This is a genomic window from Komagataeibacter xylinus (assembly GCF_031081985.1).
GTDB lineage: Bacteria > Pseudomonadota > Alphaproteobacteria > Acetobacterales > Acetobacteraceae > Komagataeibacter > Komagataeibacter xylinus_E.
Genome location: NZ_JARWSK010000004.1, coordinates 181,695 through 205,585 on the forward strand (window position 1 = coordinate 181,695; position 23,891 = coordinate 205,585).

23 protein-coding genes are annotated in these 23,891 nt (G+C 65.8%); 11 read left to right on the forward strand and 12 right to left on the reverse strand.

Annotation, left to right across the window (positions count from 1 at the left end):
* Positions 1-4: 4 nt before the first annotated feature.
* From QEG70_RS09010 to QEG70_RS09035, 6 genes are read right to left on the reverse strand one after another with little or no spacing between them, the layout of a single operon-like run.
* A complete protein-coding gene (locus QEG70_RS09010) occupies positions 5-484 on the reverse strand; it encodes a cytochrome c-type biogenesis protein (protein WP_308720379.1) in 480 nt (159 codons plus the stop codon).
* Positions 481-1,053 (reverse strand): DsbE family thiol:disulfide interchange protein, encoded by a 573-nt coding sequence (locus QEG70_RS09015; protein ID WP_308720380.1) that lies wholly within the window; start codon positions 1,051-1,053, stop codon positions 481-483. The genes QEG70_RS09010 and QEG70_RS09015 overlap by 4 nt, the downstream gene beginning before the upstream one ends.
* Positions 1,050-3,029, reverse strand: a complete 1,980-nt coding sequence (locus tag QEG70_RS09020; RefSeq protein ID WP_308720381.1) for a heme lyase CcmF/NrfE family subunit — start codon at positions 3,027-3,029, stop codon at positions 1,050-1,052. Before QEG70_RS09020 ends, QEG70_RS09015 begins: the two co-directional genes overlap by 4 nt.
* Before the next feature lie 19 nt (positions 3,030-3,048).
* Positions 3,049-3,573 (reverse strand): cytochrome c maturation protein CcmE, encoded by a 525-nt coding sequence (ccmE, locus tag QEG70_RS09025; protein WP_110567173.1) that lies wholly within the window; start codon positions 3,571-3,573, stop codon positions 3,049-3,051.
* Positions 3,570-3,716: a heme exporter protein CcmD gene (gene ccmD / locus QEG70_RS09030; RefSeq protein WP_308720382.1), complete on the reverse strand. Its 147-nt coding sequence runs from the start codon at positions 3,714-3,716 to the stop codon at positions 3,570-3,572. Before ccmD ends, ccmE begins: the two co-directional genes overlap by 4 nt.
* Positions 3,713-4,513, reverse strand: a complete 801-nt coding sequence (locus QEG70_RS09035; RefSeq protein WP_308720383.1) for a heme ABC transporter permease — start codon at positions 4,511-4,513, stop codon at positions 3,713-3,715. Before QEG70_RS09035 ends, ccmD begins: the two co-directional genes overlap by 4 nt.
* 177 nt (positions 4,514-4,690) lie before the next feature.
* Between QEG70_RS09035 and QEG70_RS09040 the strand changes: the two genes are divergently transcribed.
* The 3 genes from QEG70_RS09040 (at position 4,691) to QEG70_RS09050 (ending at position 6,431) form a co-directional block, all read left to right on the forward strand.
* Entirely contained in the window at positions 4,691-4,984 is a 294-nt protein-coding gene (locus QEG70_RS09040; RefSeq protein ID WP_308720384.1) for a YciI family protein, read from the forward strand.
* Positions 4,985-4,993: 9 nt separating this feature from the next.
* Positions 4,994-5,407: an EVE domain-containing protein gene (locus QEG70_RS09045; protein ID WP_308720385.1), complete on the forward strand. Its 414-nt coding sequence runs from the start codon at positions 4,994-4,996 to the stop codon at positions 5,405-5,407.
* Between the two features lie 178 nt (positions 5,408-5,585).
* The gene (locus QEG70_RS09050; protein WP_308720578.1) at positions 5,586-6,431 is read left to right on the forward strand and encodes an EcsC family protein; all 846 of its coding nucleotides are present in this window, start codon (positions 5,586-5,588) and stop codon (positions 6,429-6,431) included.
* Between the two features lie 67 nt (positions 6,432-6,498).
* On the opposite strand, the gene QEG70_RS09055 is transcribed toward QEG70_RS09050, so the two are convergent.
* Both QEG70_RS09055 and QEG70_RS09060 read right to left on the reverse strand, forming a co-directional pair.
* Complete coding sequence (locus QEG70_RS09055; RefSeq protein WP_308720386.1) at positions 6,499-6,699, reverse strand: hypothetical protein; 201 nt, start codon at positions 6,697-6,699, stop codon at positions 6,499-6,501.
* Positions 6,700-6,725: 26 nt separating this feature from the next.
* Complete coding sequence (locus tag QEG70_RS09060) at positions 6,726-7,700, reverse strand: 2-hydroxyacid dehydrogenase (RefSeq protein WP_308720387.1); 975 nt, start codon at positions 7,698-7,700, stop codon at positions 6,726-6,728.
* Positions 7,701-7,781: 81 nt separating this feature from the next.
* Between QEG70_RS09060 and aat the strand changes: the two genes are divergently transcribed.
* From aat to QEG70_RS09080, 4 genes are all read left to right on the forward strand, one after another.
* Complete coding sequence (aat, locus tag QEG70_RS09065) at positions 7,782-8,465, forward strand: leucyl/phenylalanyl-tRNA--protein transferase (RefSeq protein ID WP_308720388.1); 684 nt, start codon at positions 7,782-7,784, stop codon at positions 8,463-8,465.
* A 98-nt stretch (positions 8,466-8,563) separates the two neighbouring features.
* A complete protein-coding gene (locus tag QEG70_RS09070; protein WP_308720579.1) occupies positions 8,564-9,196 on the forward strand; it encodes a hypothetical protein in 633 nt (210 codons plus the stop codon).
* Positions 9,197-9,230: 34 nt separating this feature from the next.
* A complete protein-coding gene (locus QEG70_RS09075) occupies positions 9,231-9,830 on the forward strand; it encodes a DUF4412 domain-containing protein (RefSeq protein WP_308720389.1) in 600 nt (199 codons plus the stop codon).
* A gap of 127 nt (positions 9,831-9,957) precedes the next feature.
* Positions 9,958-10,263, forward strand: coding sequence for a hypothetical protein (locus QEG70_RS09080; protein WP_308720390.1), 306 nt, complete (start codon positions 9,958-9,960; stop codon positions 10,261-10,263).
* On the opposite strand, the gene QEG70_RS09085 is transcribed toward QEG70_RS09080, so the two are convergent.
* Together QEG70_RS09085 and QEG70_RS09090 are read right to left on the reverse strand one after the other, a co-directional pair.
* Positions 10,257-10,766 carry a peroxiredoxin gene (locus QEG70_RS09085; protein WP_308720580.1) on the reverse strand — a complete coding sequence of 170 codons (510 nt, stop codon included), beginning with the start codon at positions 10,764-10,766 and terminating at the stop codon, positions 10,257-10,259. The two genes, QEG70_RS09080 and QEG70_RS09085, sit on opposite strands and share 7 nt — an antisense overlap.
* A gap of 83 nt (positions 10,767-10,849) precedes the next feature.
* Positions 10,850-13,897, reverse strand: coding sequence for a bifunctional [glutamine synthetase] adenylyltransferase/[glutamine synthetase]-adenylyl-L-tyrosine phosphorylase (locus QEG70_RS09090; RefSeq protein ID WP_308720391.1), 3,048 nt, complete (start codon positions 13,895-13,897; stop codon positions 10,850-10,852).
* A gap of 65 nt (positions 13,898-13,962) precedes the next feature.
* Here QEG70_RS09090 and QEG70_RS09095 point away from each other — a divergent pair, with 65 nt between their 5' ends.
* On the forward strand, positions 13,963-17,298 hold the full coding sequence (locus tag QEG70_RS09095; protein ID WP_308720392.1) for an AsmA-like C-terminal region-containing protein: 3,336 nt from the start codon (positions 13,963-13,965) through the stop codon (positions 17,296-17,298).
* Positions 17,299-17,402: 104 nt separating this feature from the next.
* Here QEG70_RS09095 and QEG70_RS09100 read toward each other — a convergent pair whose 3' ends face one another.
* Together QEG70_RS09100 and dctA are read right to left on the reverse strand one after the other, a co-directional pair.
* A complete protein-coding gene (locus QEG70_RS09100; RefSeq protein ID WP_308720393.1) occupies positions 17,403-18,704 on the reverse strand; it encodes an MFS transporter in 1,302 nt (433 codons plus the stop codon).
* Between the two features lie 50 nt (positions 18,705-18,754).
* On the reverse strand, positions 18,755-20,116 hold the full coding sequence (dctA, locus tag QEG70_RS09105; RefSeq protein WP_308720394.1) for a C4-dicarboxylate transporter DctA: 1,362 nt from the start codon (positions 20,114-20,116) through the stop codon (positions 18,755-18,757).
* A gap of 244 nt (positions 20,117-20,360) precedes the next feature.
* On the opposite strand from dctA, the gene QEG70_RS09110 reads away from it, so the two are divergent.
* From QEG70_RS09110 to QEG70_RS09120, 3 genes are read left to right on the forward strand one after another with little or no spacing between them, the layout of a single operon-like run.
* A complete protein-coding gene (locus tag QEG70_RS09110) occupies positions 20,361-21,692 on the forward strand; it encodes a DNA recombination protein RmuC (RefSeq protein WP_308720395.1) in 1,332 nt (443 codons plus the stop codon).
* A 51-nt stretch (positions 21,693-21,743) separates the two neighbouring features.
* Positions 21,744-22,481, forward strand: a complete 738-nt coding sequence (locus QEG70_RS09115) for a response regulator transcription factor (RefSeq protein ID WP_374762578.1) — start codon at positions 21,744-21,746, stop codon at positions 22,479-22,481.
* Positions 22,471-23,868 carry a sensor histidine kinase gene (locus QEG70_RS09120; protein ID WP_308720396.1) on the forward strand — a complete coding sequence of 466 codons (1,398 nt, stop codon included), beginning with the start codon at positions 22,471-22,473 and terminating at the stop codon, positions 23,866-23,868. Before QEG70_RS09115 ends, QEG70_RS09120 begins: the two co-directional genes overlap by 11 nt.
* The last annotated feature ends 23 nt before the right edge of the window (positions 23,869-23,891 follow it).

Consider the following 23,891-nt stretch of genomic DNA (forward strand, 5'->3'; position numbering starts at 1 on the left):
AATCTCAGCGTGTTTCGGTCAGGTCGGACAGGCGGCGGCGCTCTTCATCCGAAAGCGGCGGCGGCGTGGGCGCGCGCGGGCGGCGGAAGGTCCACCACGCAATGCCGATGCCAATGCACAGTGCGAGCAGCGGCATGACCCATAGCAGCAGCGTGCCAATGGTGAAGGGCGGCTTGAGCCGGATGAAATTGCCGTAGCGGTTGACCATCCAGTCCATGATCTGCTGGTTGCTCTCGCCCTTGGTCACGTGCTCACGCACCACGTGGCGCAGGTCGCGGGCCAGATCGGCGCTGCTGTCCTCGATCGATTCGTTCTGGCACACGAGGCAGCGCAACTGCGCGCCAATGGCCTCGGCGCGCTGCTCCTGCGCCGGGTCGGGCAGCATTTCCGACGGGTCATCCACCGCCAGCGCCACCAGTGGCGCAAAGAACAGGCAGGCCAGCAGGGCAATCAGGCCGCCACGGCGTAGGGGATGTGTCTTCATGGTTTGAGGCTGTCCGCCAGCGGCATGATGGTGTTGGTGATCATGGCTTCGGTAATGGGGGAGGCGGTGTGCCAGCGGATGATCCCGCCCGGCCCGACCAGGAAGGTTTCCGGCACGCCGGACACGCCCCAGTCAATCGCGGCCAGCCCGTCATGGTCAGAGGCGATGCGGGCATAGGGGTTGCCCGCGCGCTGCACGAAGCCCAGCGCATGCTCGGGCTTGTCCTTGTAGGCAATGCCCCAGATCGGCAGCCTGTCCTTCAGCACGTTGAGCACCGGCATCTCGGCCACGCAGGGAATGCACCACGAGGCGAAATAGTTCACCAGCACCGGCGCCTTCAGCCCCCGCAGGTCGGCGGCCGAAAAGCCGGTGCCCGGTGCCTGGTCGGGCAGCGCGAAGTCGGGCACGGGGCGGTTGAGGGCCGGGGCATGGATGTCATGCGGGTCGAACGAGCCTTTTGTCATGCCCGAGAGCATGCGCCAGAAGCCTACGCCAACCCCGCCCGCCACAACCAGCGGGGCTGCCATGAGCAGGCGGCGGCGCGTGGGGGAAGAAGGCTGTTCGCTCATTGCACCACCACCACATCAACGGTTTTGGCCCGGCGTGGTGCGCCCACGCGCACCCGCCGGTCGGACAGGGAAAGTGCGCCGCCAAAGGCCATGATCAGCCCGCCCAGCCACATCCACGGCGCCAGCGGGTTGTAATGCAGGCGCAGCACATAGGTCGGGTTGGCGTCATCGCCATGCTTGTCGCCCAGCACGCCATAGATGTCGGCCATGAGGTTGGTATGGATCGCAACCTCGGTCGTGGTCTGGTGCTGGCTGGCAAACGTGCGCTTGGAGGGGTGCAGCGTGGTGACCAGTTTGCCGTTGTGGCGCACCTCGATCGTGGCCACCAGAGCGGTGTAGTTCGGGCCTTCGGCCGGTTTCACGTCGGTCAGGGTCCAGCTATCACCTGCCAGCATCTCGCTCTGGCCCACATGCACTTCCACAATGCGGTGTGCCGCCTGCGACATGCCGGCAATGCCCAGCACCACAATGCCCACGCCCGCATGGGCCAGGGCCGCGCCAAACACCGCGCGCGGCAGGCTGCGCGCACGCTGCCAGCTCTGGCCCAGAGGCTGGCGGAACAGGCGCAGGCGCTCGGCAATGTCAGCCACGCTGGAGCAGATCACCCACACGGCGGTGGCGGTAGCCAGCACCGGCAGGATCTCGCGCATCTGGAATGTGGCCACCACGAGCGCCACGGCGGTAACGCAGGCCGCCCACCACAGGCGGCGCAGCACCGGCCACATCTGCGCGCGCTTCCACGGCATCATGGGGCCAAAGCCCATGAACACCATGAGCGGAATGGCCAGTGGAATGGTGGTCGCATCAAAGAACGGCTTGCCGACCGAGATGGTCTTGCCAAACAGCAGCGACATGAAGGGCGGGTACATCGTGCCCGTCAGCACCACCGCGCAGATCGAGCACAGCAGGATGTTGTTGAGCACCAGCAGCCCCTCGCGCGAGACGGGGGCAAACAGCCCGCCCGTGGTCAGTTGCGGGGCGCGGATGGCGAACAGAAGCAGCGAGCCGCCAATGACAAGGGCAAGCAGGCCAAGGATGAACACGCCACGCGCAGGGTCGTTGGCAAAGGCATGCACCGAGTTGAGAATGCCCGAACGCACGAGGAACGTGCCCGAGAGCGAGAACGAGAACGTGCCGATGGCCAGCAGCACGGTCCAGATTTTCAACGCCTCGCGCTTTTCCACCACGATGGCCGAATGCACCAGCGCCGTGCCCGTCAGCCACGGAATGAGGGAGGCGTTCTCCACCGGGTCCCAGAACCAGTAGCCGCCCCAGCCCAGCACGTAATACGACCACCACGACCCCATGGCGATGCCGCAGGTCAGGAAGCACCATGCGGCCACGGCCCACGGGCGCACCCAGCGGCCCCATGCGGCATCGACCCGGCCCTCGATGAGGGCTGCGATGGCGAAGGCAAACGGCACGGCAAAGCCGACATAGCCGGTGTAGAGAATGGGCGGGTGGAAGGCGAGGCCGGGGTCCTGCAGCAGCGGGTTCATGCCCTGCCCATCCATGGGGGCGGGCCACACGCGGGCAAACGGGTTGGATGTGGTGAGGCAGAACAGTTCAAATCCTGCCGCAACACCGCCGAGTACCGCAATCACGCGCGCCTGCAGGGCTGAGGGCAGGTTGCGGCCAAACAGCGCCACCGCCCCGCCGCAGATGGACAGGATCATTGCCCACAGCAGCACCGAGCCCTCATGGTTGCCCCACACGCCGGTGATCTTGTACAGCAGCGGCTTGCTGACCGCGCTGTTGGCCGCCACGTTCTGCACCGAAAAGTCATTGGTGATGGCGGCATGGATCAGGCAGGCAAACGAGGTGATGAGCGCGATCATCTGCCCCACGGCAAGTGCTGGTGCCAGCGCCATCAGCCGCGCATCGCGGCGGCTTGCGCCAATCAGGGGCAGGATGGCCTGTCCGGCGGCCATGCAGCATGCCAGCGCCAGCGCAAAATTTCCAAGTTCCGGGTTCATTGTCGGATGTCAGTTTCCGTTAGGGCGTCTGGGTGGCCGGTTTTTTCGCATTGTCTGCGGCGGTCATGGTGTTCCAGCTTGCGGCATCGGGGGCCTTGCCAAAGCGCGGGTCCCACTTGCCGCTGCGGCGCAGTTCCTCGGCCACTTCCTTGGGCATGTAGGTCTCGTCATGCTTGGCCAGCACCTCGCTGGCGCGGAACGTGCCATCAGGGTTGACGGTGCCCACGGCCACCACGCTCTGCCCCTCGCGGAACAGGTCGGGCAGGATGCCCTCGTAGCGCACGGTCACGGCGGCCTGCCCGTCGGTGACGTCAAAGATGGCGACAGGGGCGTCCTTCACCTTCTCCTGGTGCACGCTGCCCGCCACCACCATGCCGCCAAGGCGGATGGTGCGGTCAGCCGGTGGCGGCTTGCTGTGCACCTGCGAGGGCGCCATGAAGAACACGATATTGGAGGAAAAGGCATTGAGCGTAAGGGCTGCTGCCGAGCCCAGCCCGATCATGCACGCCACCACCAGCCACAGGCGTCTGCTCTTGCGTGTCATGAGGGCTGGCGTGTCCGGGGCTGTTCAATGGCGGCAAGGCGCCTGTGGGCGCGGCGCAGGCGCAGCGTGGCGTTGACCGACAGGATGGCGGCAACCCCAAGGGTCAGGCCATAGGCGGCCACGATATAGGGCAGGTGGGTCATGGGGTGGCGCGCTCTGGCTGGGGGGCGGCGGCTGACTGGCGGCCCCGGTTGGCGGCAAGGATGGTGCGCACGCGGCTTTCCATGACCGAGGCGCGCAGGCGGGCAAGCACGATGGCGGCGAAGCCGAGCGTAAAGCCCAGCGTGGTCAGGCCCAGCGGCCACAGCATGGAGGTGGACATGGTGGGCGCGCCGGTCACCGTAATGCTGTCAGGCTGGTGAAGGGTGTTCCACCACTGCACGCTGAACTTGATGATGGGCAGGTCAACCGCGCCCGCAAGGCCAAGGATGGCGGTGGCGCGGTAGCCGCGCTGCGGCTCGTCAAACGCACGGATGAGCGCGATATGGCCCAGATACAGGAAGAACAGCACCAGCACCGAGGTCAGCCGCGCATCCCACACCCACCACGTGCCCCACATCGGCTTGCCCCATAGCGAGCCGGTGGCCAGGCACACGGCGGTGATGGCAGCGCCCACCGGCCCGATCTCCACCGCCGCAAGGTCGGCCAGCGGGTGGCGCCACACCAGCGAGAGCAGCGAGCAGACCGCAAGGCCCATATAACCTGATGATGCCAGCCATGCAGTGGGCACATGCACGTACATGATGCGCACGCTGTCACCCTGCTGCCAGTCAGCGGGGGAGAAGAACAGCCCCCACACGATTCCGGCAAGCGACAGCACAAGGGCGGGCCATGTCAGCCACGGCTGCAGCTTCGCTCCCATGCGCAGGAAACGGCCAGGGTTGGCATAACGGTGAAAAAGGTTACCGGTTCGCGCGGTAAGGCTCTGCGTTGCGTTCAAGGTTGATCCATCCGTGCCGGGGGCACCTGTCCCTGCGATGAAAACGGTCAAGAAATTCCGGCCTTCCCCCACGGGTGGGTAGGGGCTGACGTTTTGTTGCTCTACACTATCGCGTTAAAAAAGACACGGCCAGTCCTGTCCCAATCGTGAGACAGCAGGCCCACAGGAGGATAAAACATGCTGTTTGCCATCATCTGCACCGACCGGCCCGCCAGGCTTGAAACCCGCAAGGCAACCCGTGAGCAACACCTTGCCTACCTTGAGCAGCACAAGCGGCACCTGGTGCAGGGCGGCCCGCTGCTGGACGCGGAAAACCGCCCCTGCGGCAGCCTGCTGGTGGTGGACGTGGCCGACCGCGCGGCGGCGGAAGGATTCGCGGCTGCCGACCCCTATGCCAAGGTGGACCTGTTCGAGAGCGTGGTGATCCGTCCGTTCCGTTCAGTTTTTCGTGATGGGCTGCGGGTGGAGTAGAAAACGGTCATGGCCTACTGGCTGATCAAGTCCGAGCCGGATGCGTTTTCATGGGCCGAGCAGGTGGAAAACGGCACTGAACCCTGGACCGGCGTGCGTAACCATCAGGCAAAGAAGAACCTCGCCGCCATGCAGGTGGGCGACAGGGCCTTCTTCTATCATTCCAACGTGGGGCGCGAGATCGTGGGCGTGGTTGAAGTCGTGCGCGCGGCCTATCCCGACCCCACGGCCGAAGATGGCCGGTGGGTGTGCGTGGACGTGCGTGCCATCGGCCCCATGCCCACCCCTGTGACGCTGGCCGAAATCAAGGCCGATCCGGCGCTGGCCGACCTGGCGCTGGTGCGGCAGTCGCGCCTTTCCGTCGTGCCGGTATCGGAGGCGCACTGGGCGCATCTGTGCCGCATGGGGGGCTGGAACAGCTAGGCTGTGCCCGCGTTTCATGGCTGCGGGCATGCTCATGCCCGTTGCAAGAATGCCATCATGGTGCTGAAACGGTGGCAATTGCCGCATGGGCGTTGCGGCTGGCCATGTGGGGCCGCGCCGCCATGGCGTGGCCCGCAGGCTGGCGCGCGGTACGATAGATCAGGCGAAGGGCATTGTAATGAGTGCAGGTTCCGCAAACGAACTGGCGCCGCTGACGCTGGACAGCGCGTGTATCACTGAACTCCAGCAGGCGCTGGAACGTGTCGAGACCGGGCGGGGCGTGCTGGTGCGCCTTGCCGACCTCATGGGCGGCGCCGTGGGGCAGGCGGCCATGCTGGGCATGCGCACGCTGGGGCTGGCGCCCACGCTGCAGGCCAAGTTGCAGGCCACGGCGGAGGCGGCCATCCGCCGCGCGTTCGACCTTGCGGTGGTGGGCATGGACCGCCCGCATGATGTCTCGGTCGAGGCCAGCAGCGGTGGCACGTGGCGCGACCCCGCGCTCAAGGCCGCGGTGACCGTGTCCGGCGCCGTGGGCGGTTTTACCGGCCTGCCGGGGCTGGTGGCGGATGTAGGCTTCACCACCATGGCCATCATGCGCGAGATCGCCCGCATCGCGCGTGAGAATGGCGAGGATCTCTCCACCGAAGCCTCGCGCGCGGCCTGCCTTGAAGTCTTCGCGCTGCGCGCCTTTCCGTTTGGCGCGAAAAAAGGCACGCCAGAGGAAAGCGAACTGGGCTACTTCTCAGCCCGCGCCATGCTGCGTGGCCGCCCGGTTGTGATGCTGGTCAGCGAGGTCGCCACCCATTACGGGCTGGGCCTGTCGCGCAAATTCGCGTTGCAGATGATGCCGGTGGCCGGTGCCCTGTGCGGCGCCTCGCTCAATGCGGCGTTCCTGTCGCATTACCGCGCGGTGGCGCAGGCGCATTTCACCATCCGCAGGCTCGAGCGCGAATACGGGCCGGAAGTCCGCCGCACCGCAGCCGACCTCAAGGCCCATGCCGCAAGCCAGGCGCGCGAAGCCTGAGATAAACGTTTCTGGTGAAGCGTTTTAAAAACAGCTTTACCAGAAACTTCTGTTTTCAAAGCATGTTTCAGGCCGTCTCTGAGGCCGCATCCCCCTCTTTGGCCACGGCGGGGCGGAAGGCGTTGCGCAGTTCAATGCACGTCGCCACCAGCATGAAGCCCAGATAGAACTTCACCAGCGTGCCCAGTATGCCCCCGTAGCGGGGCACGAGCAGGTCCAGCCCGATGGCGAGCAGCGTGAAGATGACAAAAATACCGGCAATGCCCATGTCTGCTTCTCCGTAAAGGGGGCGGGTCAGCCCTTGACCGGGGTCAGGGCGGCGCGTCCGTTCAGCACGGCCTCCACGTTATCGAGGGCAAGCATGCCCATGTCGCTGCGCGTCTCGGTGGTGGCGCTGCCCACATGCGGGGTCAGGAACACGTTGGGCAGTTCGAGAAAGCGCGGATCGGGGTTGGGTTCGTTGCGGTACACATCCAGCCCGGCAGCGGCAAGCTGCCCGCTTTTCAGCGCCGCGATCAGCGCATCCTCATCAACAAGCGCGCCACGGGCGGCATTGATGAAAATGGCCCCTTTCGGCAGGCGGCCCAGCAGGTCGGCATTGATCATGCCATCGGTTTCAGGTGATGCAGGCAGGTGCAGGCTCAGTATGTCGCAATGCGGCAGCATGTCGGCCACGGTGCTGAAATAGGTGGCCCCCTGTTCCTGGTCGGCGGGCAGGCGGCGGCGGTTGGAATACATCACCTGCATGTCAAACCCGCGCGCGCGCTTTGCCACGGCGCGGCCAATGCGCCCCATGCCCACAATGCCCAGCCGCTTGCCGCTGATGCGCGTGCCCAGCATTTCGTCCATCGCCAGTCCGCGCCCCCAGCCCTGGCGCATCAGCGTGGTGTATTCGGCCGCCCTGCGGGCTGCGGCAAGCATGAGCAGCATGGCCATGTCGGCATTGCAGTCGGTCAGCACGTCGGGCGTGTTGGTGACGATGATGCCGCGCGCATGCAGGGCTGCAATGTCGAGATGGTCGGTGCCGACGCTGACGGTCGCCACGATCTTCACGCAGTCAGGCAACTGGGCCACATCGTCATGGCGGAGCGGCAGGCCGGTATAAATCAGGATCGCCTGCGGCTGGAAGGCGCGGGCACGCTCAAGCAGTTCGCGCGTTGTGAGTTTGTGCTCCGGCACGCCGGATATGTTAAAACTCTGTTCAATACGCTGCATTACGGGAAGGGTCTGGCGCTGGGTCAGCAAAAGGCGGGGACGGGTGTCGGACATGGGGGATGGTTTCTCCTGCCAGATGGGTGCATGCGGGGCGATCATGCCCATGATTGCGTGCGAAAGGGTTATCCTAAGAACATGACGGGTCAAGAGACGGTTCCCATCACGCCGGACCTTATGCTGCGTGCCTACAGGGCAGGGCTGTTCCCCATGGCGCCCGATGCCCGTTCCGATGATCTGGAGTGGTTCTACCCTGAAATGCGGGGCATCCTGCCGCTTGATGGCGGCTTCCATGTGCCGCGCAGGCTCATGCGCACCGTGCTGTCGCAGCGTTTTGAGGTGACGACGGACCACGACTTTCCCGCCGTGATGGATGGCTGCGCGGAGCCCGCGCCGGGGCGCGAGAATACATGGATCAACCCGCGCATCCGCACCCTGTTCTGCCAGCTTCATGCCATGGGCCATGCCCATAGCGTTGAGGTGCGCCATGAGGGCCGCCTGGTGGGCGGCCTGTATGGCGTGGTGATAGGGCAGGCATTTTTTGGCGAGAGCATGTTCAGCCGCGTGCGTGACGCCTCGAAGGTGGCACTGGTGCATCTGGTCGCCCGGCTGCGCCTTGGCGGCTTCACGCTGCTTGATACGCAGTTCGGCACGGCGCATCTGGCCGGGTTTGGCGGCATCGAGATCCCGGCTGATGACTACATGCGCCAGCTTGGCCGCGCGGTTGCGGGGCAGGCGGCATGGGTGGGCAATGATGAGGGCGCGCGGCTGCACGCTGGCCTGCTGGCCCTGCGTGGCGGGGCCGATGGGGCAGGCGGTTGACAGGGCCACGCATGCGGGCTTCCGTCTGCGCAGATGAAAGGGAATATGTGATGAAGCATGCAACGGCCCGCCCGGCGCGGCGCGCGATGATGAGGCGCATGTGGCTGCCGGGCCGGGTGGCGCTTGTGGCGGCCGCGCTGTCCGCCACGGGTCTGTGCGCCGCGCGGGCGCAGGACGGTGCGGGCGTGCATCCGCCGCTTACCCCCACCCGTGACGTGCAGGTGGACTATAACGTGCAGCCCGATGGCGTGCCCGAACCCAAGCCCATCCGCACATGGTTTGCCTATAATGGCGGGCTGATGCGAATCGACAGCCCGCAGGGCATGGGCGAGATGATTCTCAATCGCATGAGCCGCCAGGTCACCATCATCATCAACCCGCAGAAGGTGTATAGCCAGCTTGATGCCCGCTACGGCATCCGCAACCCCTTCCTGCTTGACCTGTCCATGACGTTTGCCCGCAAGGGCACGTCGAGCGTGGCGGGCGTGGCCTGCACGCAGTGGGATGTCACGACCGACCAGGGCAACGCCACCGCCTGCGTGACCGATGATGGCGTGGTGCTGCAGGAGATCGGGGTGGATGGCGACGGGCTGAAAGGCCGGCTCGAGGCGACGAAAGTGGTCTATGGCCCCATACCCGACAGCATGTTCCAGCCGCCCGAGGGCTACCGCAAGGTCGAGCCGCCGCCCCCGCCCGGCACGCCTGCCGCCAGGGACAACAAGGGTGGCTGACCGGCCTGCCCGTTTTTTTCAAGGATTGCATGACGTGACACGGATTACCCCAGCCCTGGGCCGGACCGCCCTGCTTGCCTGCCTGATCGCTGCGGGCGCGGGCAGTGCCGCGCGGGCCGCCGATGAGCCTTCATCGCCCTACGTCACCCCGCAGGCCGATGTGGACGTGACCTACACCATCTACCCCCCGCACGACACAAGCCAGACCATGAGCCAGCGCATGCGGTGGTCGGCCAGTCGCATGATGCAGCGTGTCGATCCCGCCAATGCCACCACCTACATGATTACCGACTACCGCGCGGGCACGCTGACGGTGGTGAACGCCGACCAGAAGATCAAGACCGTCATTCCCGCTCCGGGTGCTGCCAATGTGCAGATGGGCCAGCGCGCGCAGGGCACGTGGCTGCGCACGGGTGTCTCGAAAGTGGCGGGCCTGCCCTGCGCCCTGTGGCAGACGCAGGACACCGACCAGCGCTCCAGCGAGATCTGCTACACCGATGACGGCGTGATGCTCGAGGTCATCCGCGATGGCAAGGTCATGGTCGAAGCCACATCGGTCAACCACGCCACGCAGGATGCGAGCGTGTTCGAGACCCCGTCCGGCCTGAAGGAACTGCGCGCGGCCCATCCGTAACGGTCCGGTCCGCTTTATGGCATGAAAAGGGCGTGGCCTGCCCGTAAATCGCCATGTCCATCCTGTCTAAGGGGTTCCGGCGGGGCCGCGTGCCCTGCCAGAACAGGACAGGATCAGGATACAGGTCATGAAGAACATGGGGCGTATTGCAGCGGGGCTGACCCTCATTGCCGGGATGGCGATGGCAGCACCGCAGGCCCAGGCTCACGGGCGTGGCGCGGGCGATGCGTTTGTAGGCGGGCTTGTGGGTGGCCTTGTGGGCGGTGTCGTTGGCGGCGCCATGGTCGATGCCTATGGCCCGCCACCGCCCCCTCCGCCGCCGGTCTATTACCGTCCGCCGCCGCCACCCCCGCCGGTGGCCTATTACGCCCCGCCGCCGCCTCCGCCGCCGGGTGCCTACGGGCCGTATGGCCCGCCGCGCCCGTATTACTGACCTTTGGCGCCAGCCTGTAGCGTCAGGGCCGTAATGGCCTTGCGCACGGTAGCCACATGGTTCGTGACCTTGACCTTGCGCCAGGCCTGCACCAGGTGGCCGGTCGCATCGACAAGGAAGGTCGCGCGTTCGATGCCCATGTATTTGCGGCCATACATCGATTTTTCCACCCACACGCCATAGGCCTCGGTCACGCTGCCATCCGCATCGGAGGCAAGCGGGAAGGTGAGGGCATGGTCGGCTGCGAATTTCTCGATGGCGGGCATGCCATCGCGCGAGACGCCGATCACGCTCACGCCATCTTTCTGCAGGTCGGCCAGGGCGGCCTCGAATTCGCAGGCCTCCTTGGTGCAGCCCGATGTATTGGCCTTGGGGTAGAAATACAGCACGAAGGGATGACCCTTCTCGCCGTTGAGGCTGACCGTGCGGCCACCGCTTGCGGGCATGTCAAAATCGGGGACGGCGCTGCCGGGTTCGGGAAACGGGATGGAAGCCTTGCTCATGACCTGCCTTGCTGCTCCGGGTGCGGGGGCCACGTCACGCGCTGGCCCCGGCGGGGTTGAAACAGGTGCGATCATGCAACGCTTCAGGCGGCGGGGGAACCTCCGTCATGTGCTTCTTCTCCGCCATCGGGCGCATCCGTGAGCGCAATCAGCCGGTCGAACACGTCTGTGACATCATTGGCCATGCGGTCCATGCGCGTGAGCAGCCCGGCCGCATCGGGGGCGCCGACCTCGCCGGTCAGGATCTCGAGGCTTGCGGGTGCAATGGTGTCGGGCACGTCATGGCCGCAGATGATGCGGATCAGCCCCTGCAATGCCCGCCAGAACAGATCGGCCCGGCGCAGCAGGCGCGCATCGGTTTTGCTGATCTGGCCTGCCTGCGCCAGCCGCAGGAGTGCGGTGCGGGTGGACTGGCTGCGGCAGGCGGGCGAGGGAGCCACGAGTTGCAGCCCTTGGGCCACGAATTCCACATCCATCAGGCCGCCCCGGCGGCGCTTGATGTCCCACGGGCTTGAGGCGGGGCGTTCGCGCGCCAGGCGTTCGCGCATGTGGCGCACGTCATGGAGCACCTGCGCGCGGGCCTGCGGGGTGTCGGGCGCGTGGTCGAGCGCCGTGGCGATGGCCGCCCGCAGCGGGCCTGCAAGCCCGGGCGGGCCTGCCACCACGCGCGCGCGGGTCAGCGCCATGCGCTCCCATGTCCAGGCGGATTCGGCATGGTAGCGGCGGAAGGCGGAGAGCGAGACCGCTACCGGCCCCTTCGAGCCCGAGGGCCGCAGCCGCATGTCCACCTCATAGAGCGGGCCTTCGCGCCCCGGTGCGGTCAGCGCCGCGACAAAGGCATGCGCCAGCCGCACGTAATAGGTGCCGGCGGAAAGGGGGCGGGCACGCGGGCTATCGCCGGGGGTGACCACGCTCTCGGTCACATCCCCGGGGTGGTCGAACACCACCATCAGGTCAAGGTCCGAGCCGGGCATCATCTCGCGCGAGCCCACCTTGCCGAGCGCCACCACCGCCACCGCGCCACCGGGCACGGTGCCGTGGCGCTGGCGGTGCTCGGCGCTGACCAGGCGCAGCAGGCCGCGCATGACCGTCTCGGCCATGGCGGTGCGGGCACGCGCGGCGCGGTCCTCGCTCATGCGGTGTTCAAGGCGGGCGACCGACAGGCGGAACTCCTCGCCACACACCAGCCCGCGCAGCACCGGCAGCACCTGCTCGGCCGATTGCGCCGCCGCCACCTGCCGCCGCGCCAGCGCTGTCACCGTGCTGACCGCGCCGGGGCCGCCATCCATGTCGAGCAGGCCATCAAGCGCGGAGGGGGTCTCGGCCAGGTGGTCGGCCAGGAAGGGCGCGCAGTCCAGCACGGTCACGATGCGGTGGATCAGGGCGGGATTGCGCTCGAGCAGCGACAGGAACTGCACCCCCGCCCACTGCCGCTCCAGCAGCGCATCGAAGCGGCGCAGAACGGCCAGTGGCTGCTGGCGGCGGCCGATCTCGGCCAGCAGGCCGGGCAGCAGGCGGCGCAGCAGCTTGCGCGCGCGGTCCGAGCGCAGGGCGCGCAGGCGGTTGCCCTCCCACCGGTTGAGAATGGCCAGCGCATCATTGATGTCAGGGGCAGGGAAGCCATGCGCGCGCAGCCGGTCGGCGGCATCGGCATCCTCGGGGGCGATGGTGATGTCCTCTGGCCCGTTTTCGGCAAACTGCTGGTCAAAGATGCGCCGCGAGCGCTGCATGACTGCCAGCAGGCTGCTGGCCAGTTCATCGGGCGGCCCCATGTTCATGAAGGTGGCGAAGCGCGCGAATCCGTCCGCCGCGTCGGGCAGGCTGTGGGTCTGATGGTCGAGGCGCATCTGCAGCCGGTGCTCGGCCTGGCGCAGCATGCGGTAGTTGCGGGCCAGTATTGCGGATTGCTCACGCGCCAGCAGCCCCGCCCGGCGCAGCCTGCGCAGCGCGCCAAGCGTGGTGGGGTCGCGCAGTTCGGGCCTTCTGCCGCCCCATACAAGCTGCAGCGCCTGGGCTACGAATTCCACCTCGCGGATGCCGCCCTGCCCGAGTTTGACATTCTGGCCGAGCAGCCAGCGCATGGCGGTGTCTGGATTGCGGATATCTTCCGCGCGCAGGCTGTCCAGGTTGGCGTGGCCTGCGTTACGGTGGCGGTCGATGCGGGCTTTCATGTCATGCAGGTCATCAATTACCGCGAAATCCAGGTGGCGGCGCCAGATGAACGGATGAATGCTCTTGAGGAAACGGCGCCCCGCCGTGATGTCGCCCGCCACGGGCCGCGCCTTGGTCATGGCCGCGCGCTCCCATGTGCGGCCCATGCTCTCGTAATACTGTATGGCGGCGGGAAACGACACGGCGGCAGGCGTTGCGCTCGGGTCGGGCCGCAGCCGCAGGTCCATGCGGAAAACGTAACCATTTGCATCACGCGCTTCCATAAGCGTGACAAGATCGCTAGTCATGCGCACAAAGGTATGTCGCAGTTCCCCATTGCCGGGGTGACGGTCCGGGTCGTACAGAATGATCAGGTCTATGTCCGAGGAGTAGTTCAGTTCCCGCGCGCCCAGCTTCCCCATTGCCAGAACCACGAAGCCGCTGCCCCGGCACGGGGTCTCGGGGTAACGCAGGCGCAGGCGTCCGGTCTCGTGCGCCTGGAGCAGCAGATGCCTGAGTGCCGCGTTCAGCGCGTTCTCGGCCAGTTCGCTCAGCGCCAGGGTTACCTGCTCGAGCGACCATGCGCCCCCTATATCGGCCAGCGCTATGGCCAGCGCCGCCTGCCGCTTGGCCTCGCGCAGTTCGGCCATGATGTCGGCGCGGGCCGTATCAGGCGGCAGGGCGTCGAGTGTGGCGAGGATGCGCCGCACGCACGCATCCGCCCCTTCATGCACAAGGGCCGCGAAGGCTTCCGTATCACGCAGCGCCAGATCGGACAGGTAGGGGCTGTTGCCCCCCAGCGCATCGAGCATGGGCATGATGCTCGGTATGGTCGTAAGGTCGGGCAGCCCTGCGCGCGCGCAGGCATCGTGCAGGTTCTCGCGCAGGATGCGGGCAGCGCGCGGGTCGGCGGGTTTGGGCCATGTGCATTCCTGCCACGAGGAATGGGGCGCGGGCAGGGGCGGAATGGGCTGATCCATGGAGAAATGTCCGACAAGAGACTGGGAATGCACGCATATTGGCGCGGGTGCGTAGCGTGGACGGCATGACGCAGGCAGGTCAAGCCGCGCCGCCGCCCGGTGGCATGCCGCAACGCCCGAGCCGCGTGCGCCGCGCGGTGCTGGCCGCGGGCCGCGTGGTGGTGTGGCTGCTGCTGCTGTGCATTACGCTGCCTGCCCTGCTTTTGCTGGTACTGACCATGCGCCTTTCGGCTGGTCCGCTTGAAGTTACGCCGGTGGTGCGCCTGTTCATGCCGCTGCCCGTGGCGCATGGGCGCGGGCATGAGGATATTATTGGCAGCCTGTCGGCAGCCCATGTGCGGTTGGGCTGGAATGCGATGCATGAGGGGCTGCGCGCTCCGTTCGTGATCTGGGTGGAGGATGTGCGCATCGCGCGCCGCGATGGCCACGTGGCCGATACGCTGCGCCGGGGCCGCATCACGCTCGACACCCCGGCGCTGGCGCATGGCATCGTGCGTATTCTTGAACTGTCGGCCTCGCATGGGCGGCTGCAGCTTGCGCGCAGCCATGAGGGCAAGATCGGCCTCGACCTCGGGCCGGACACGCCCTATCCCGCGCACAAGCCCGAGGAGGAATCCCCCCTCGACATGACCGCGCTGCGTCAGGCCGTGGTGTCGGACACGCATGTGCAGTTCACCGATCGCATGACCGGGCGCAACTGGCGGCTGGGCGAGGCGGATGCCCGGCTGAAGGTGGTGAACGATACCGGGCAGAAAGGGGTGGAAGGCGATATCCGCCTCGGGCTGGAAGGCAATGGCGAGCGGCTGGTGCTGCACGGGCAGGGCACCCATGCCGGTCCCCGCCATGTGGACTGGACCCTGGTGCTCGACCCCATCAGCCCGGCGGCCTTTGCGCCGGGGCAGAAGGAAGTCGCCCCGCTCGACCTGCCGGTGGGCGGGCGGTTGCAGATTGCTTTCCGCGATGGGGGGCAGGATCAGGGCTTTCTCATGCCGCGCGATTTCACGCTGCATCTTGATGCGGGCAATGGCCAGGTCACCACGCGCAAGGCCGGGCAGTTCCTGGTGGGCGAGGGGATGGCCGACCTTGCAGGCACGCTGGGGCCGGGACCGGCCAACGCGCCGTTTGATGGCCCGCTGAAGGTGGCGCTGCGCAACCTCGAGCTGCACCTGCGCGCACCGGGCCATGCCGATGATGATGGCAGCGGCCCCACGCTGAACGCCACGGCGGCACTCAGCGCCGCATCGCTGCTTGACCCGGCCCACGTCCAGCTTGACGTAGGCGCGCATGCGCGGGCGCTGGAGTTTGAAACGCTGGCCGATTTCTGGCCACCGCGCGCCATGAAGGGCGCGCGCCGGTGGGTGACCGAAAACATACCCCATGGCCATGTGCGGCAGTTGCAGGTCAATATGGGCCTGACCAGCCACAAGGGCTGGGGCGGGCTGGACCTTGCCTCGCTTGGCGGCACGATCGATGCCGATGCGATGGAACTGCACTGGCTCAGCCCCATCCCGCCGCTGCACGACATGGATGCCCACCTGACCTTTGATGGTCCCGACGAGATCATGATCCATTTCGGCCATGCGTACCAGCTTGTCGATCTGGCGGGGCGGCACGTCGATGCCACGGGCATCGGGCGGATTGAGGTCGGCCCCGGCTCCATGCGCATTACCGGCCTGAACGAGAAGGTGCAGGTTGGCGACATCAACGTGACCCTGCTGGGCAATGCGCGCGACGTGCTGGCCCTGCTGGCCGAGCCGCGGCTCAACGTGCTCTCGCGCCACCCCATGTCGTTCACGCATCCGTCGGGGCGGGCCAACGTGTCGCTGCACATAGCATTGCCGCTTGATGCGCATGTGCGCCTCGACCAGATCGACCTGCGCAGCCATACCGACCTGGCCCAAGTGCATCTGGGCAATGTGGTGGTGGGGCGCCCGCTTGATAACGGCGCACTGGGCATTGATGCCACCACCAACGGTCTGCTTTTGCAGGGCACGGGCGTGCTGGCGGGCATTCCCTCAAGCGTGATCTACACCATGGACTTCCGCAGCGGGCCGATGGTGCATGCAGTGGAAAGCGCCAGCCTGCAGGGCCATGTCACGCCGGAAGGGGTGAAGCGGGCCGGATTCGAGATGGGCGAGCATTTCTCGGGCAGCGCCCTGCTTGATGTGGATTACGACCGCTACGTGGGCGGCAAGGCGCAGGTGAATATCGACCTCGACCTTGATCGTGCGGCGCTGGCCATTCCCATCTGGTCCAAGAAGGTGGGGCAGGAGGCCAATGCCTCGGTCGAGCTTGACCTCGACCATGGACAGATTGCAGGCATCGAGAACATGCGCGCCGTCGGCCCCGACCTGCTGATTGATGGCCATGCCGAGACCGCGGGCGGGGTAACGCGCCGGCTGGTGCTGCGGGGCTTTCGCATCGGGCGCTCGGTGGGCAATGCCTCGGTGCTGCTGCCGCAGCGTGAGAACGACCCTATTGGCGTGAACGTGGCGGCGAAGGTGCTTGACCTCTCGCCGCTGGTCTCGTTCCAGACTGCGCCTGATGACACGGCGGCGAAAAAGGTGGCTGCCCACCAGGGCGAGAGCGGCGGCTACCACATGCCCGAAATGGCGACCGGGCGTGTCAACGGCCCGCCGGGCCGCCGGTGGGATCTGAACGTGGATGCCCACACCCTGTATTACGGCCCCACCGATACGCTGACCAACGTGCACAGCCACCTTGAAACCAATGGCGTGCGCCTGACCCAGGGCATATTGACGGTGGAAGGCCCGGTGCCCGCGCAGGCGCACCTGACCCAGCAGGGCAATGCCCGCCTGCTCGACGTGCATGTGGCAAGCCTGGGCGACCTGCTGCATGACATGAAGGTGACTGACGAGATGCAGGGCGGCGTGACCGACATCACCGGGCAGTTCGATGACAGCACGGCCACGGCCCCCTTCTCGGGCACGGTGCATATGGGGCCGTTCAAGCTGCGCAACGTGCCTGCCGTGGTCAGGCTGGCCAATAACGCCTCGATCTATGGCTGGCTGCGCGCGCCGCATGCGCCAGGCATGCAGATCGAGCAGCTCAACGCGCCGGTGAAGATGGATGAAGGCGACATCCACATTTCCGACGGGCTGGTCAGCAACGCCTCCCTTGGCGCCACGGTATCAGGCGACGTGAACCTGGAGAAGAAGACCCTCAATCTGGATGGCACCATCATCCCCGCCTTTGCGGTCAATGCAGCACCCGGCCACCTGCCGGGCCTGCTGGGCTGGCTGTTCAGCCCGGAGAAGAATGGCGGCGTGGTGTCGGCTACCTATCAGGTGACCGGGCCGATGGACAACCCGGCGGTGCATGTGAACCCCTATGCCATGCTACTGCCCGGCTTCCTGCGCAACCTGATGCATGTGCATTGAGAACATAAGGAAAAGTTTTTGGTGAAGCTTTTTTCAAAAAGCTTCAGAAGAAAGCCACTTTTTTGAAAAAAAAAGGCGGCGCCCAGAAACTTTTATCTTTGATTTCAGGCTTCCGGCGTGATTCGATCATGGCCGGGCAGCACGAACAGCACGGTCAGCAGCGAGCAGGCGATGCAGCCGGTTACGTACCAGTAGAACAGCCCCTCATGCCCGATCTGCTTGAACCACAGCGCCACATATTCCGCCGTGCCGCCAAACACCGATACGGTCAGCGCATAGGGCAGTGCCACGCCCAGCGCGCGCACGCGGGTGGGAAAGAGTTCGGCCTTCACCACCGCGTTGATTGACGTATAGCCCGAAATGCCGATCAGCGCCGCCGTAACCAGGCCAAAGGCCGCCAGCGGTGAGTGCACGCTGGAAATGGCCTCCATGAGCGGCACGGTGCCCAGGCAGCCGATCACGCCAAAGGAAAGCAGCAGCCGCCTGCGGCCCACCCGGTCGGAAAGCGCGCCAAAGGCGGGCTGGATCAGCGCGAACACGAACAGCGATGCGGTCGAGACCAGCGTGGACTGCTCCTTGGCCAGCCCCGCCGTGTTGACCAGATATTTCTGCATGTAGATGGTGAAGGTATAGAACGCCACCGTGCCGCCCAGCGTCAGGCCGCACACGCCAAGCACTTCCCGCGGGTGCTGGAGCAGCACGCGCAGGCCGCCATGCGTGTTCCTGTCTTTTGTCGCGGCGCTGAACTGCTCGCTCTCGGCCATGCCGCGGCGAAACCACAGGATGGACAGCGCAAGCAGCGCGCCAATGCCAAACGGCACCCGCCAGCCCCACGCGCCAAGCTGGGCCGGGCTGAGCAGTACGAATTGCAGCGCAAGCAGCACCACAAGGGCCAGCAACTGCCCCATCACCAGTGTCACATACTGGAAGCTGGCATAAAACCCGCGCTGGGCAGGCGGCGCGATTTCGGAAAGGTAGGTCGCACTCGCGCCATATTCCCCGCCAAGGCTCAGCCCCTGCAATAGCCGGGCGAGCAGCAGGACGGAGGGCGCCGCCAGCCCGATCTGCTCATAGGTTGGGCACAGGGCAATGGCGAGCGAACCCGCGCACATGGCGATGATCGACACGCTGAGTGCCGCCCGCCTGCCATGCCGGTCGGCCATGAGCCCCATCAGCCACCCGCCCACCGGGCGCATGAGGAAGCCGATGGCAAACACCGCAGCACTGCGCAGCAGTTCGCTCGTCGGGTTGCCGGGCGGGAAGAACGAATGGGCAAAATACATGGAAAATGCCGCATAGACGTACCAATCGTAATATTCGATCAGATTACCCGATGAACCCGCAATAATGCTTCGTATTCTCTGCGCGGTGGTGAGTGCGCCGATCTGGGGCTTGAAAACAGGCATGGTGTGAAACCTATGGACGCAAATGGAGGGCCGAAAGGAAAGGCAGGGCGTTAGTGAATGGTGGGGCGGGGCTGCCCGTCGGTGGCAAGGACGGGTGTATCGGCCTGCATGTCGCTGATCCGGCCCGACAGGGCGGCGGCAAGGCGCTGCGTGTCGAGCGCGCCCTCCCACCGGGCCAGCACGATGGTGGCCACCGCGTTGCCGATGATGTTGGTCAGCGACCGGCATTCGGACATGAAGCGGTCAATGCCCAGGATCAGCCCCATGCCCGCCACCGGCACGTCCGGCACGACCGCCAGCGTGGCCGCAAGGGTGACGAACCCGGCACCCGTAACGCCTGCCGCCCCCTTGGAGCTGATCATGGCTACAAGCAGCAGGGTGAGCTGCTGGCCCAGCCCCAGATGCACGTCGGTGGCCTGGGCAATGAACAGGGCCGAGAGCGACATGTAGATGTTGGTGCCGTCAAGGTTGAAGGAATAGCCCATCGGCACCACAAGCCCGACCACGGAGGGGGCGCAGCCTGCGTTTTCCAGCCGGGTGATGAGGGTGGGCAGGGCGGATTCAGATGAACTCGTGCCCAGCACGATCAGCAGTTCCTCGCGCAGGTAGCGCAGCAGCGGCAGGATGCGAAACCCGTTCCACCGCGCCACGGCGCCCAGAATGACCAGCACGAACAGGGCGGAGGTGACATAGAACGTGGCCACCAGGAAGAAAAGGTGCAGCACCGCGCCGATGCCAAAGCGCCCGATGGTGAAGGCCATGGCGCCCAGCGCCCCGATGGGGGCTGCGTACATGACCAGCCGCACCACGCCAAACACGAGCTGCGTCAACTGCTTGAGCAGGGTCAGGATGGCCTGGCCCCTGCTGCCCATGCGCGAGAGGCTGACACTGAACAGGATGGCAACGAGCAGCACCTGCAATATGTCGCCCGACACAAAGGCGCTGACCACCGTATCGGGGATGATGTTGAGCAGGAAATCACTGAACGAATGCGCCTGCGCCCTTGCCGTATAGGCCGCCACCGCGTGCGCATCGAGCGTTGCGGGGTTTGCATGGATATGCGCGCCCGGCTGCACCACGTTGGCCACGATCATGCCCACAACCAGCGCAAGTGATGAGAAGGTGAGGAAATAGACCATCGCCTTGCCCGCAAGCCTGCCTGCCTGCCCAAGGTCGGACAGGCCGGCAACCCCCGTCACCACAGTGAGGAAGATCACCGGCGGGATCACCATCTTGACCAGGCGGATGAAGCCATCGCCCAGCGGTTTGAGGGTGACCGCCGCATGCGGGCAGAAATGCCCCAGCGCAATGCCCGCCACTACCGCAATGATCACCTGCGCGTACAGGCTGGTGAACAGGGATCTGCCGCGCGCGGGCTGGCCCTGCGGGCAGGTCGGCGTTGGCTTGAGCATGATGACGCGGGTCCTTGGGGTCGGGTCGGTTTTATGTGCCGCAAACGGGCGGGATGGTGGCATGCCGGGGGTACGCTAGTGGGTTTTGGCGCGGCGCGAACCTGAAAATCAGGTGAGATGTCGATCGTTTCGGTTGGTGCATATCATCGGTTGCCAGATATTCCAAAAAAACATGATGACTTTACATCAGCCACATGACAGGGCACGGTCATGGTTTGTTCTTATTATGGGAAGTCCGTGCATCATGGCTGATCTGTCCGCGTCACCCGTTATCTGGATCAGCCTGCTATGCGCCGTCATATCGTGCCTGATGTCGTTTATCGTGCTGCGCAGGCTGTCTTTCATGGGAACCGGGCAGGATGCGGATCAGCTCGGGCGGCTATGCGTGATGATGGAGCGCGAGACTGCCGCCCGCATGGCCGAGAATGAAGCCCAGCGCGCCCGCATGGCCGAGATCGAGCGCGCGCTCACCAACCGCCTCGACCAGCGCCACCAGGAACTGACCGAGACCTTCAACCGCATTGCCCGCATGATGGGCCGCGACCTGTCCGAGATGCGGGTGACCCAGTCGGAATCCCTGCGCGAGATGGCGGAAGAGGGCAGGCGCAACAGCGACGCGCTGCGCGCCGCCGTCAACGAACGCCTGCATGAGGCGGTGGAAAAGCAGATGCAGACCTCCTTCCAGCGCGTGCTCGAGCAGATCGGCGCGATGCAGAAGGCGATGGGCGAGGTCTCGGCCATGACCGCGCAGGTGGGCGACCTCAAGCGGCTGTTCTCCAACGTCAAGACCCGTGGTGGCTGGGGCGAGGCGCAGTTGCGCACCATCCTTGACGACGTGCTGCCCGCGGGCAGCTACGACACCAACCGCCGCCTGCGCGATGACAGCCGCGAGGTGGTGGAGTTTGCCGTGCGCATGCCGGTGCGCGCCACCGTGCCGCCGGTGCTGGCCATTGATTCCAAATTTCCCACCGAAGCCTATGAACGCCTGCTTCAGGCCGTGGAGGACTGCAACCCCGATGCCGAGCGCGCCGCACGCCGTGCGCTTGAAACCACGCTGCGCATCGAGGCCCGCAAGATCGCCACCAAATACATCGTGCCACCCGTTACGGTGGAATTCGCGGTGCTGTACCTGCCCACTGACGGGCTGTATGCCGAGGTGGCGCGCATTCCCGGCCTGCTTGATGAAATCGGGCGCACCTACCGCGTGATCGTGATGGGGCCGGGGCTGATGCCCGCCATGCTGCGCACCATCCACCTTGGCTATGTCACGCTTGCCCTTGAGCGCCGCACCGATGATATCGCCCGCCTGCTTGGCGCCACGCGGCAGGAAATGCTGCGCATGGATGGCGTGCTGGAAAAACTGGCCCGCAATGCGTCCGCCATGTCCTCCTCCATCGACGAGGCCCGCCGCCGCACCGGGCTGGTCAGCCGCAGGCTGCGCGAGCTTGATGTTGATACGCAGGATGCGGCCACCCCCGATTCATCCGCCACGCCCCCCGGCCCTGATGCCCCTGACCCTGATGCACAGGGCGATATGACGGCGCAGTGGGGGTATGAGGGTGTTCCGCCTCGCTGAAATTGATTTTAATTGGCCGTATTTTGCTGCACGCGGCATAAGGGGCAGGTGATGAATGTTCCGTCTGAAAACCTGCCGCCCGACCCCATGCCCACCGTGCCCCGGCCCGAGGCCACGCCGCGCGTGCTGCTGGTGGAGGATGACGGCAAGATCGCGCAGGAAGTGATCGAGGAACTGGAAAGTCGGCATTATGTCGTGCAGCACGAGTTTTCGGGCGCGGCGGGGCTGTCGATGGGGCTGAACGCGCATTTCGATGTGATGATCGTTGACCGCATGCTGCCCGAACTCGATGGCCTGACGCTGATCGAGACCCTGCGCGAGCGGCAGGTGCATGTGCCTGTGCTGGTGCTTTCCGCCCTTTCGGCGGTGGATGACCGGGTGAGCGGGCTCAAGGCGGGGGGGGATGACTACCTGACCAAGCCGTTCGCCATGGAAGAACTCGCCGCCCGCCTCGAGGCCCTGCTGCGCCGCCCCGATACCTCGCGCCACACCATGCTGCGCGCGGGCCCGCTGGAGATGGACCTGATCACCCGCACCGTGCGGCGTGATGGCGAGCCGATCGACCTGCTGCCGCGTGAGTTCCGGCTGCTCGAATACCTCATGCGCCGCCCCAACCAGGTGCTTACGCGCAACATGCTGCTCGAGGATGTGTGGAATTACCGCTTCATTCCCCAGACCAACCTCGTGGACGTGCATATCGGCAAGCTGCGCCGCAAGATTGACGAGACGGGCCGCCCGCCTTTGATCCAGAGCATCCGCGGCGCGGGGTTCATGCTGCGTGTTTCGTAACGAGCTGTTCCGCACCGCCACCTTCCGCCTCACGCTGGCGGTCGTGGCGGCGATGATCGGCTCGGCGGCGTTGCAGTTCTTTTTTGGCTACAGCCAGGCCAGCGTGTTCGAGGCCAAACGCTCTGACCTGCTCCTGCTGCGCGAGGCGGGCATCCTGCAGCGTGAAACGCCTGCAGCGCTCGAGCAGCAGGTGCGCGACCGCGCCACCGATGACCTGCGCATCATCATGAACGCCACCACCCTGTTCGATGCCGGGCAGCATTATATCGTGGGCGACCTGCATAGCTGGCCCACGGGGCTTGTGGCCGACGGGCGCGTGCATGTCGTGGCCCCCGAGGCCACGGGGGGCAGTTCGGCCACCGTGCTGCGCATGGTGGCCGTGGGCGTGCCCGGCGGGCGCTACCTTGTACTGGGGCGCAGCCGGCAGATGCGCACCGAACTGCGGCTGATGATGCGGCATTCCATGCTGGTCTCGATCGTGCCGACCGTGCTGTTCGCGCTCATTACCGGCATCATCCTCAGCCACCGCGCGCTCTCGCGCGTCAAGGTCATGCATGAGGCGATCGACCGCATCATGGAGGGCGACCTGCACGAGCGCCTGCCCGCAGGACGGCAGAATGACGACCTTCAGCGCCTTGCGGGCAGCGTCAACCGCATGCTCGACCGCCTTGAGCAACTGCTTGATGAAATACGCGACGTGGGCAACGACATCGCCCACGACCTGCGCACGCCGCTCGCCCGCGTGCGCGCCCGCCTTGACCGCGCGCTCAATGCCGATCATTCGGCAGAGGCGCTGCGCAATGTCATTTCCCGCACCATTGATGACCTTGACCAGTCCTTTGCCATCATTACCGCGCTGCTGCGCATAGGCGAGATCGAGAACGGGCGCAGGCGGGCCGGATTCGGCACGGTGGACCTCGATGCGCTGGTGGCCGATATCGTCGATCTGTATGAACCCATAGCTGAAACCAAGGGTATCATCCTCGCCTGTGCCGCCCGTGAGGTGCCGATCACGGTGCAGGGCGACCGTGACCTCCTGATCGAGGTGCTGGCCAACCTGGTGGACAACGCCATCAAATTCACCCCCGGCGGCGGCCGGGTTGAAATTCATACCGCCATGGATGGGGAGTGCGCCCTGCTGCAGGTGAGCGATACGGGCATCGGCATTCCGGCAGCCGAGCGCAAGGCGGTGACGGGGCGCTTCTACCGCTCGGACAAGAGCCGCCACATTCCCGGATCCGGTCTGGGGCTGAGCCTGGTCTCGGCCATCGTGGCGCTGCACCATGCGCGGCTCGACATCACGCCCACGCGCGTGCACGAGCGGCTGCCGGGTGTCACCATGAACATAATTTTTCCGCCTTTTTGTGTGGTGCAGGCCGGAAACTAAATTGAAATTTCATTTGCCACCTG

What these genes read in the sequence shown, in the direction of transcription:
- QEG70_RS09010 (WP_308720379.1), bottom strand. Translation starts at nt 484, where the DNA reads ATGAAGACACATCCCCTACGCCGTGGCGGCCTGATTGCCCTGCTGGCC.
- QEG70_RS09015 (WP_308720380.1), bottom strand. Translation starts at nt 1,053, where the DNA reads ATGAGCGAACAGCCTTCTTCCCCCACGCGCCGCCGCCTGCTCATGGCA.
- QEG70_RS09020 (WP_308720381.1), bottom strand. Translation starts at nt 3,029, where the DNA reads ATGAACCCGGAACTTGGAAATTTTGCGCTGGCGCTGGCATGCTGCATG.
- ccmE (WP_110567173.1), bottom strand. Translation starts at nt 3,573, where the DNA reads ATGACACGCAAGAGCAGACGCCTGTGGCTGGTGGTGGCGTGCATGATC.
- ccmD (WP_308720382.1), bottom strand. Translation starts at nt 3,716, where the DNA reads ATGACCCACCTGCCCTATATCGTGGCCGCCTATGGCCTGACCCTTGGG.
- QEG70_RS09040 (WP_308720384.1), top strand. Translation starts at nt 4,691, where the DNA reads ATGCTGTTTGCCATCATCTGCACCGACCGGCCCGCCAGGCTTGAAACC.
- QEG70_RS09045 (WP_308720385.1), top strand. Translation starts at nt 4,994, where the DNA reads ATGGCCTACTGGCTGATCAAGTCCGAGCCGGATGCGTTTTCATGGGCC.
- QEG70_RS09050 (WP_308720578.1), top strand. Translation starts at nt 5,586, where the DNA reads ATGAGTGCAGGTTCCGCAAACGAACTGGCGCCGCTGACGCTGGACAGC.
- QEG70_RS09055 (WP_308720386.1), bottom strand. Translation starts at nt 6,699, where the DNA reads ATGGGCATTGCCGGTATTTTTGTCATCTTCACGCTGCTCGCCATCGGG.
- QEG70_RS09060 (WP_308720387.1), bottom strand. Translation starts at nt 7,700, where the DNA reads ATGTCCGACACCCGTCCCCGCCTTTTGCTGACCCAGCGCCAGACCCTT.
- aat (WP_308720388.1), top strand. Translation starts at nt 7,782, where the DNA reads ATGACGGGTCAAGAGACGGTTCCCATCACGCCGGACCTTATGCTGCGT.
- QEG70_RS09070 (WP_308720579.1), top strand. Translation starts at nt 8,564, where the DNA reads ATGTGGCTGCCGGGCCGGGTGGCGCTTGTGGCGGCCGCGCTGTCCGCC.
- QEG70_RS09080 (WP_308720390.1), top strand. Translation starts at nt 9,958, where the DNA reads ATGAAGAACATGGGGCGTATTGCAGCGGGGCTGACCCTCATTGCCGGG.
- QEG70_RS09085 (WP_308720580.1), bottom strand. Translation starts at nt 10,766, where the DNA reads ATGAGCAAGGCTTCCATCCCGTTTCCCGAACCCGGCAGCGCCGTCCCC.
- QEG70_RS09090 (WP_308720391.1), bottom strand. Translation starts at nt 13,897, where the DNA reads ATGGATCAGCCCATTCCGCCCCTGCCCGCGCCCCATTCCTCGTGGCAG.
- QEG70_RS09095 (WP_308720392.1), top strand. Translation starts at nt 13,963, where the DNA reads ATGACGCAGGCAGGTCAAGCCGCGCCGCCGCCCGGTGGCATGCCGCAA.
- QEG70_RS09100 (WP_308720393.1), bottom strand. Translation starts at nt 18,704, where the DNA reads ATGCCTGTTTTCAAGCCCCAGATCGGCGCACTCACCACCGCGCAGAGA.
- dctA (WP_308720394.1), bottom strand. Translation starts at nt 20,116, where the DNA reads ATGCTCAAGCCAACGCCGACCTGCCCGCAGGGCCAGCCCGCGCGCGGC.
- QEG70_RS09110 (WP_308720395.1), top strand. Translation starts at nt 20,361, where the DNA reads ATGGCTGATCTGTCCGCGTCACCCGTTATCTGGATCAGCCTGCTATGC.
- QEG70_RS09115 (WP_374762578.1), top strand. Translation starts at nt 21,744, where the DNA reads ATGAATGTTCCGTCTGAAAACCTGCCGCCCGACCCCATGCCCACCGTG.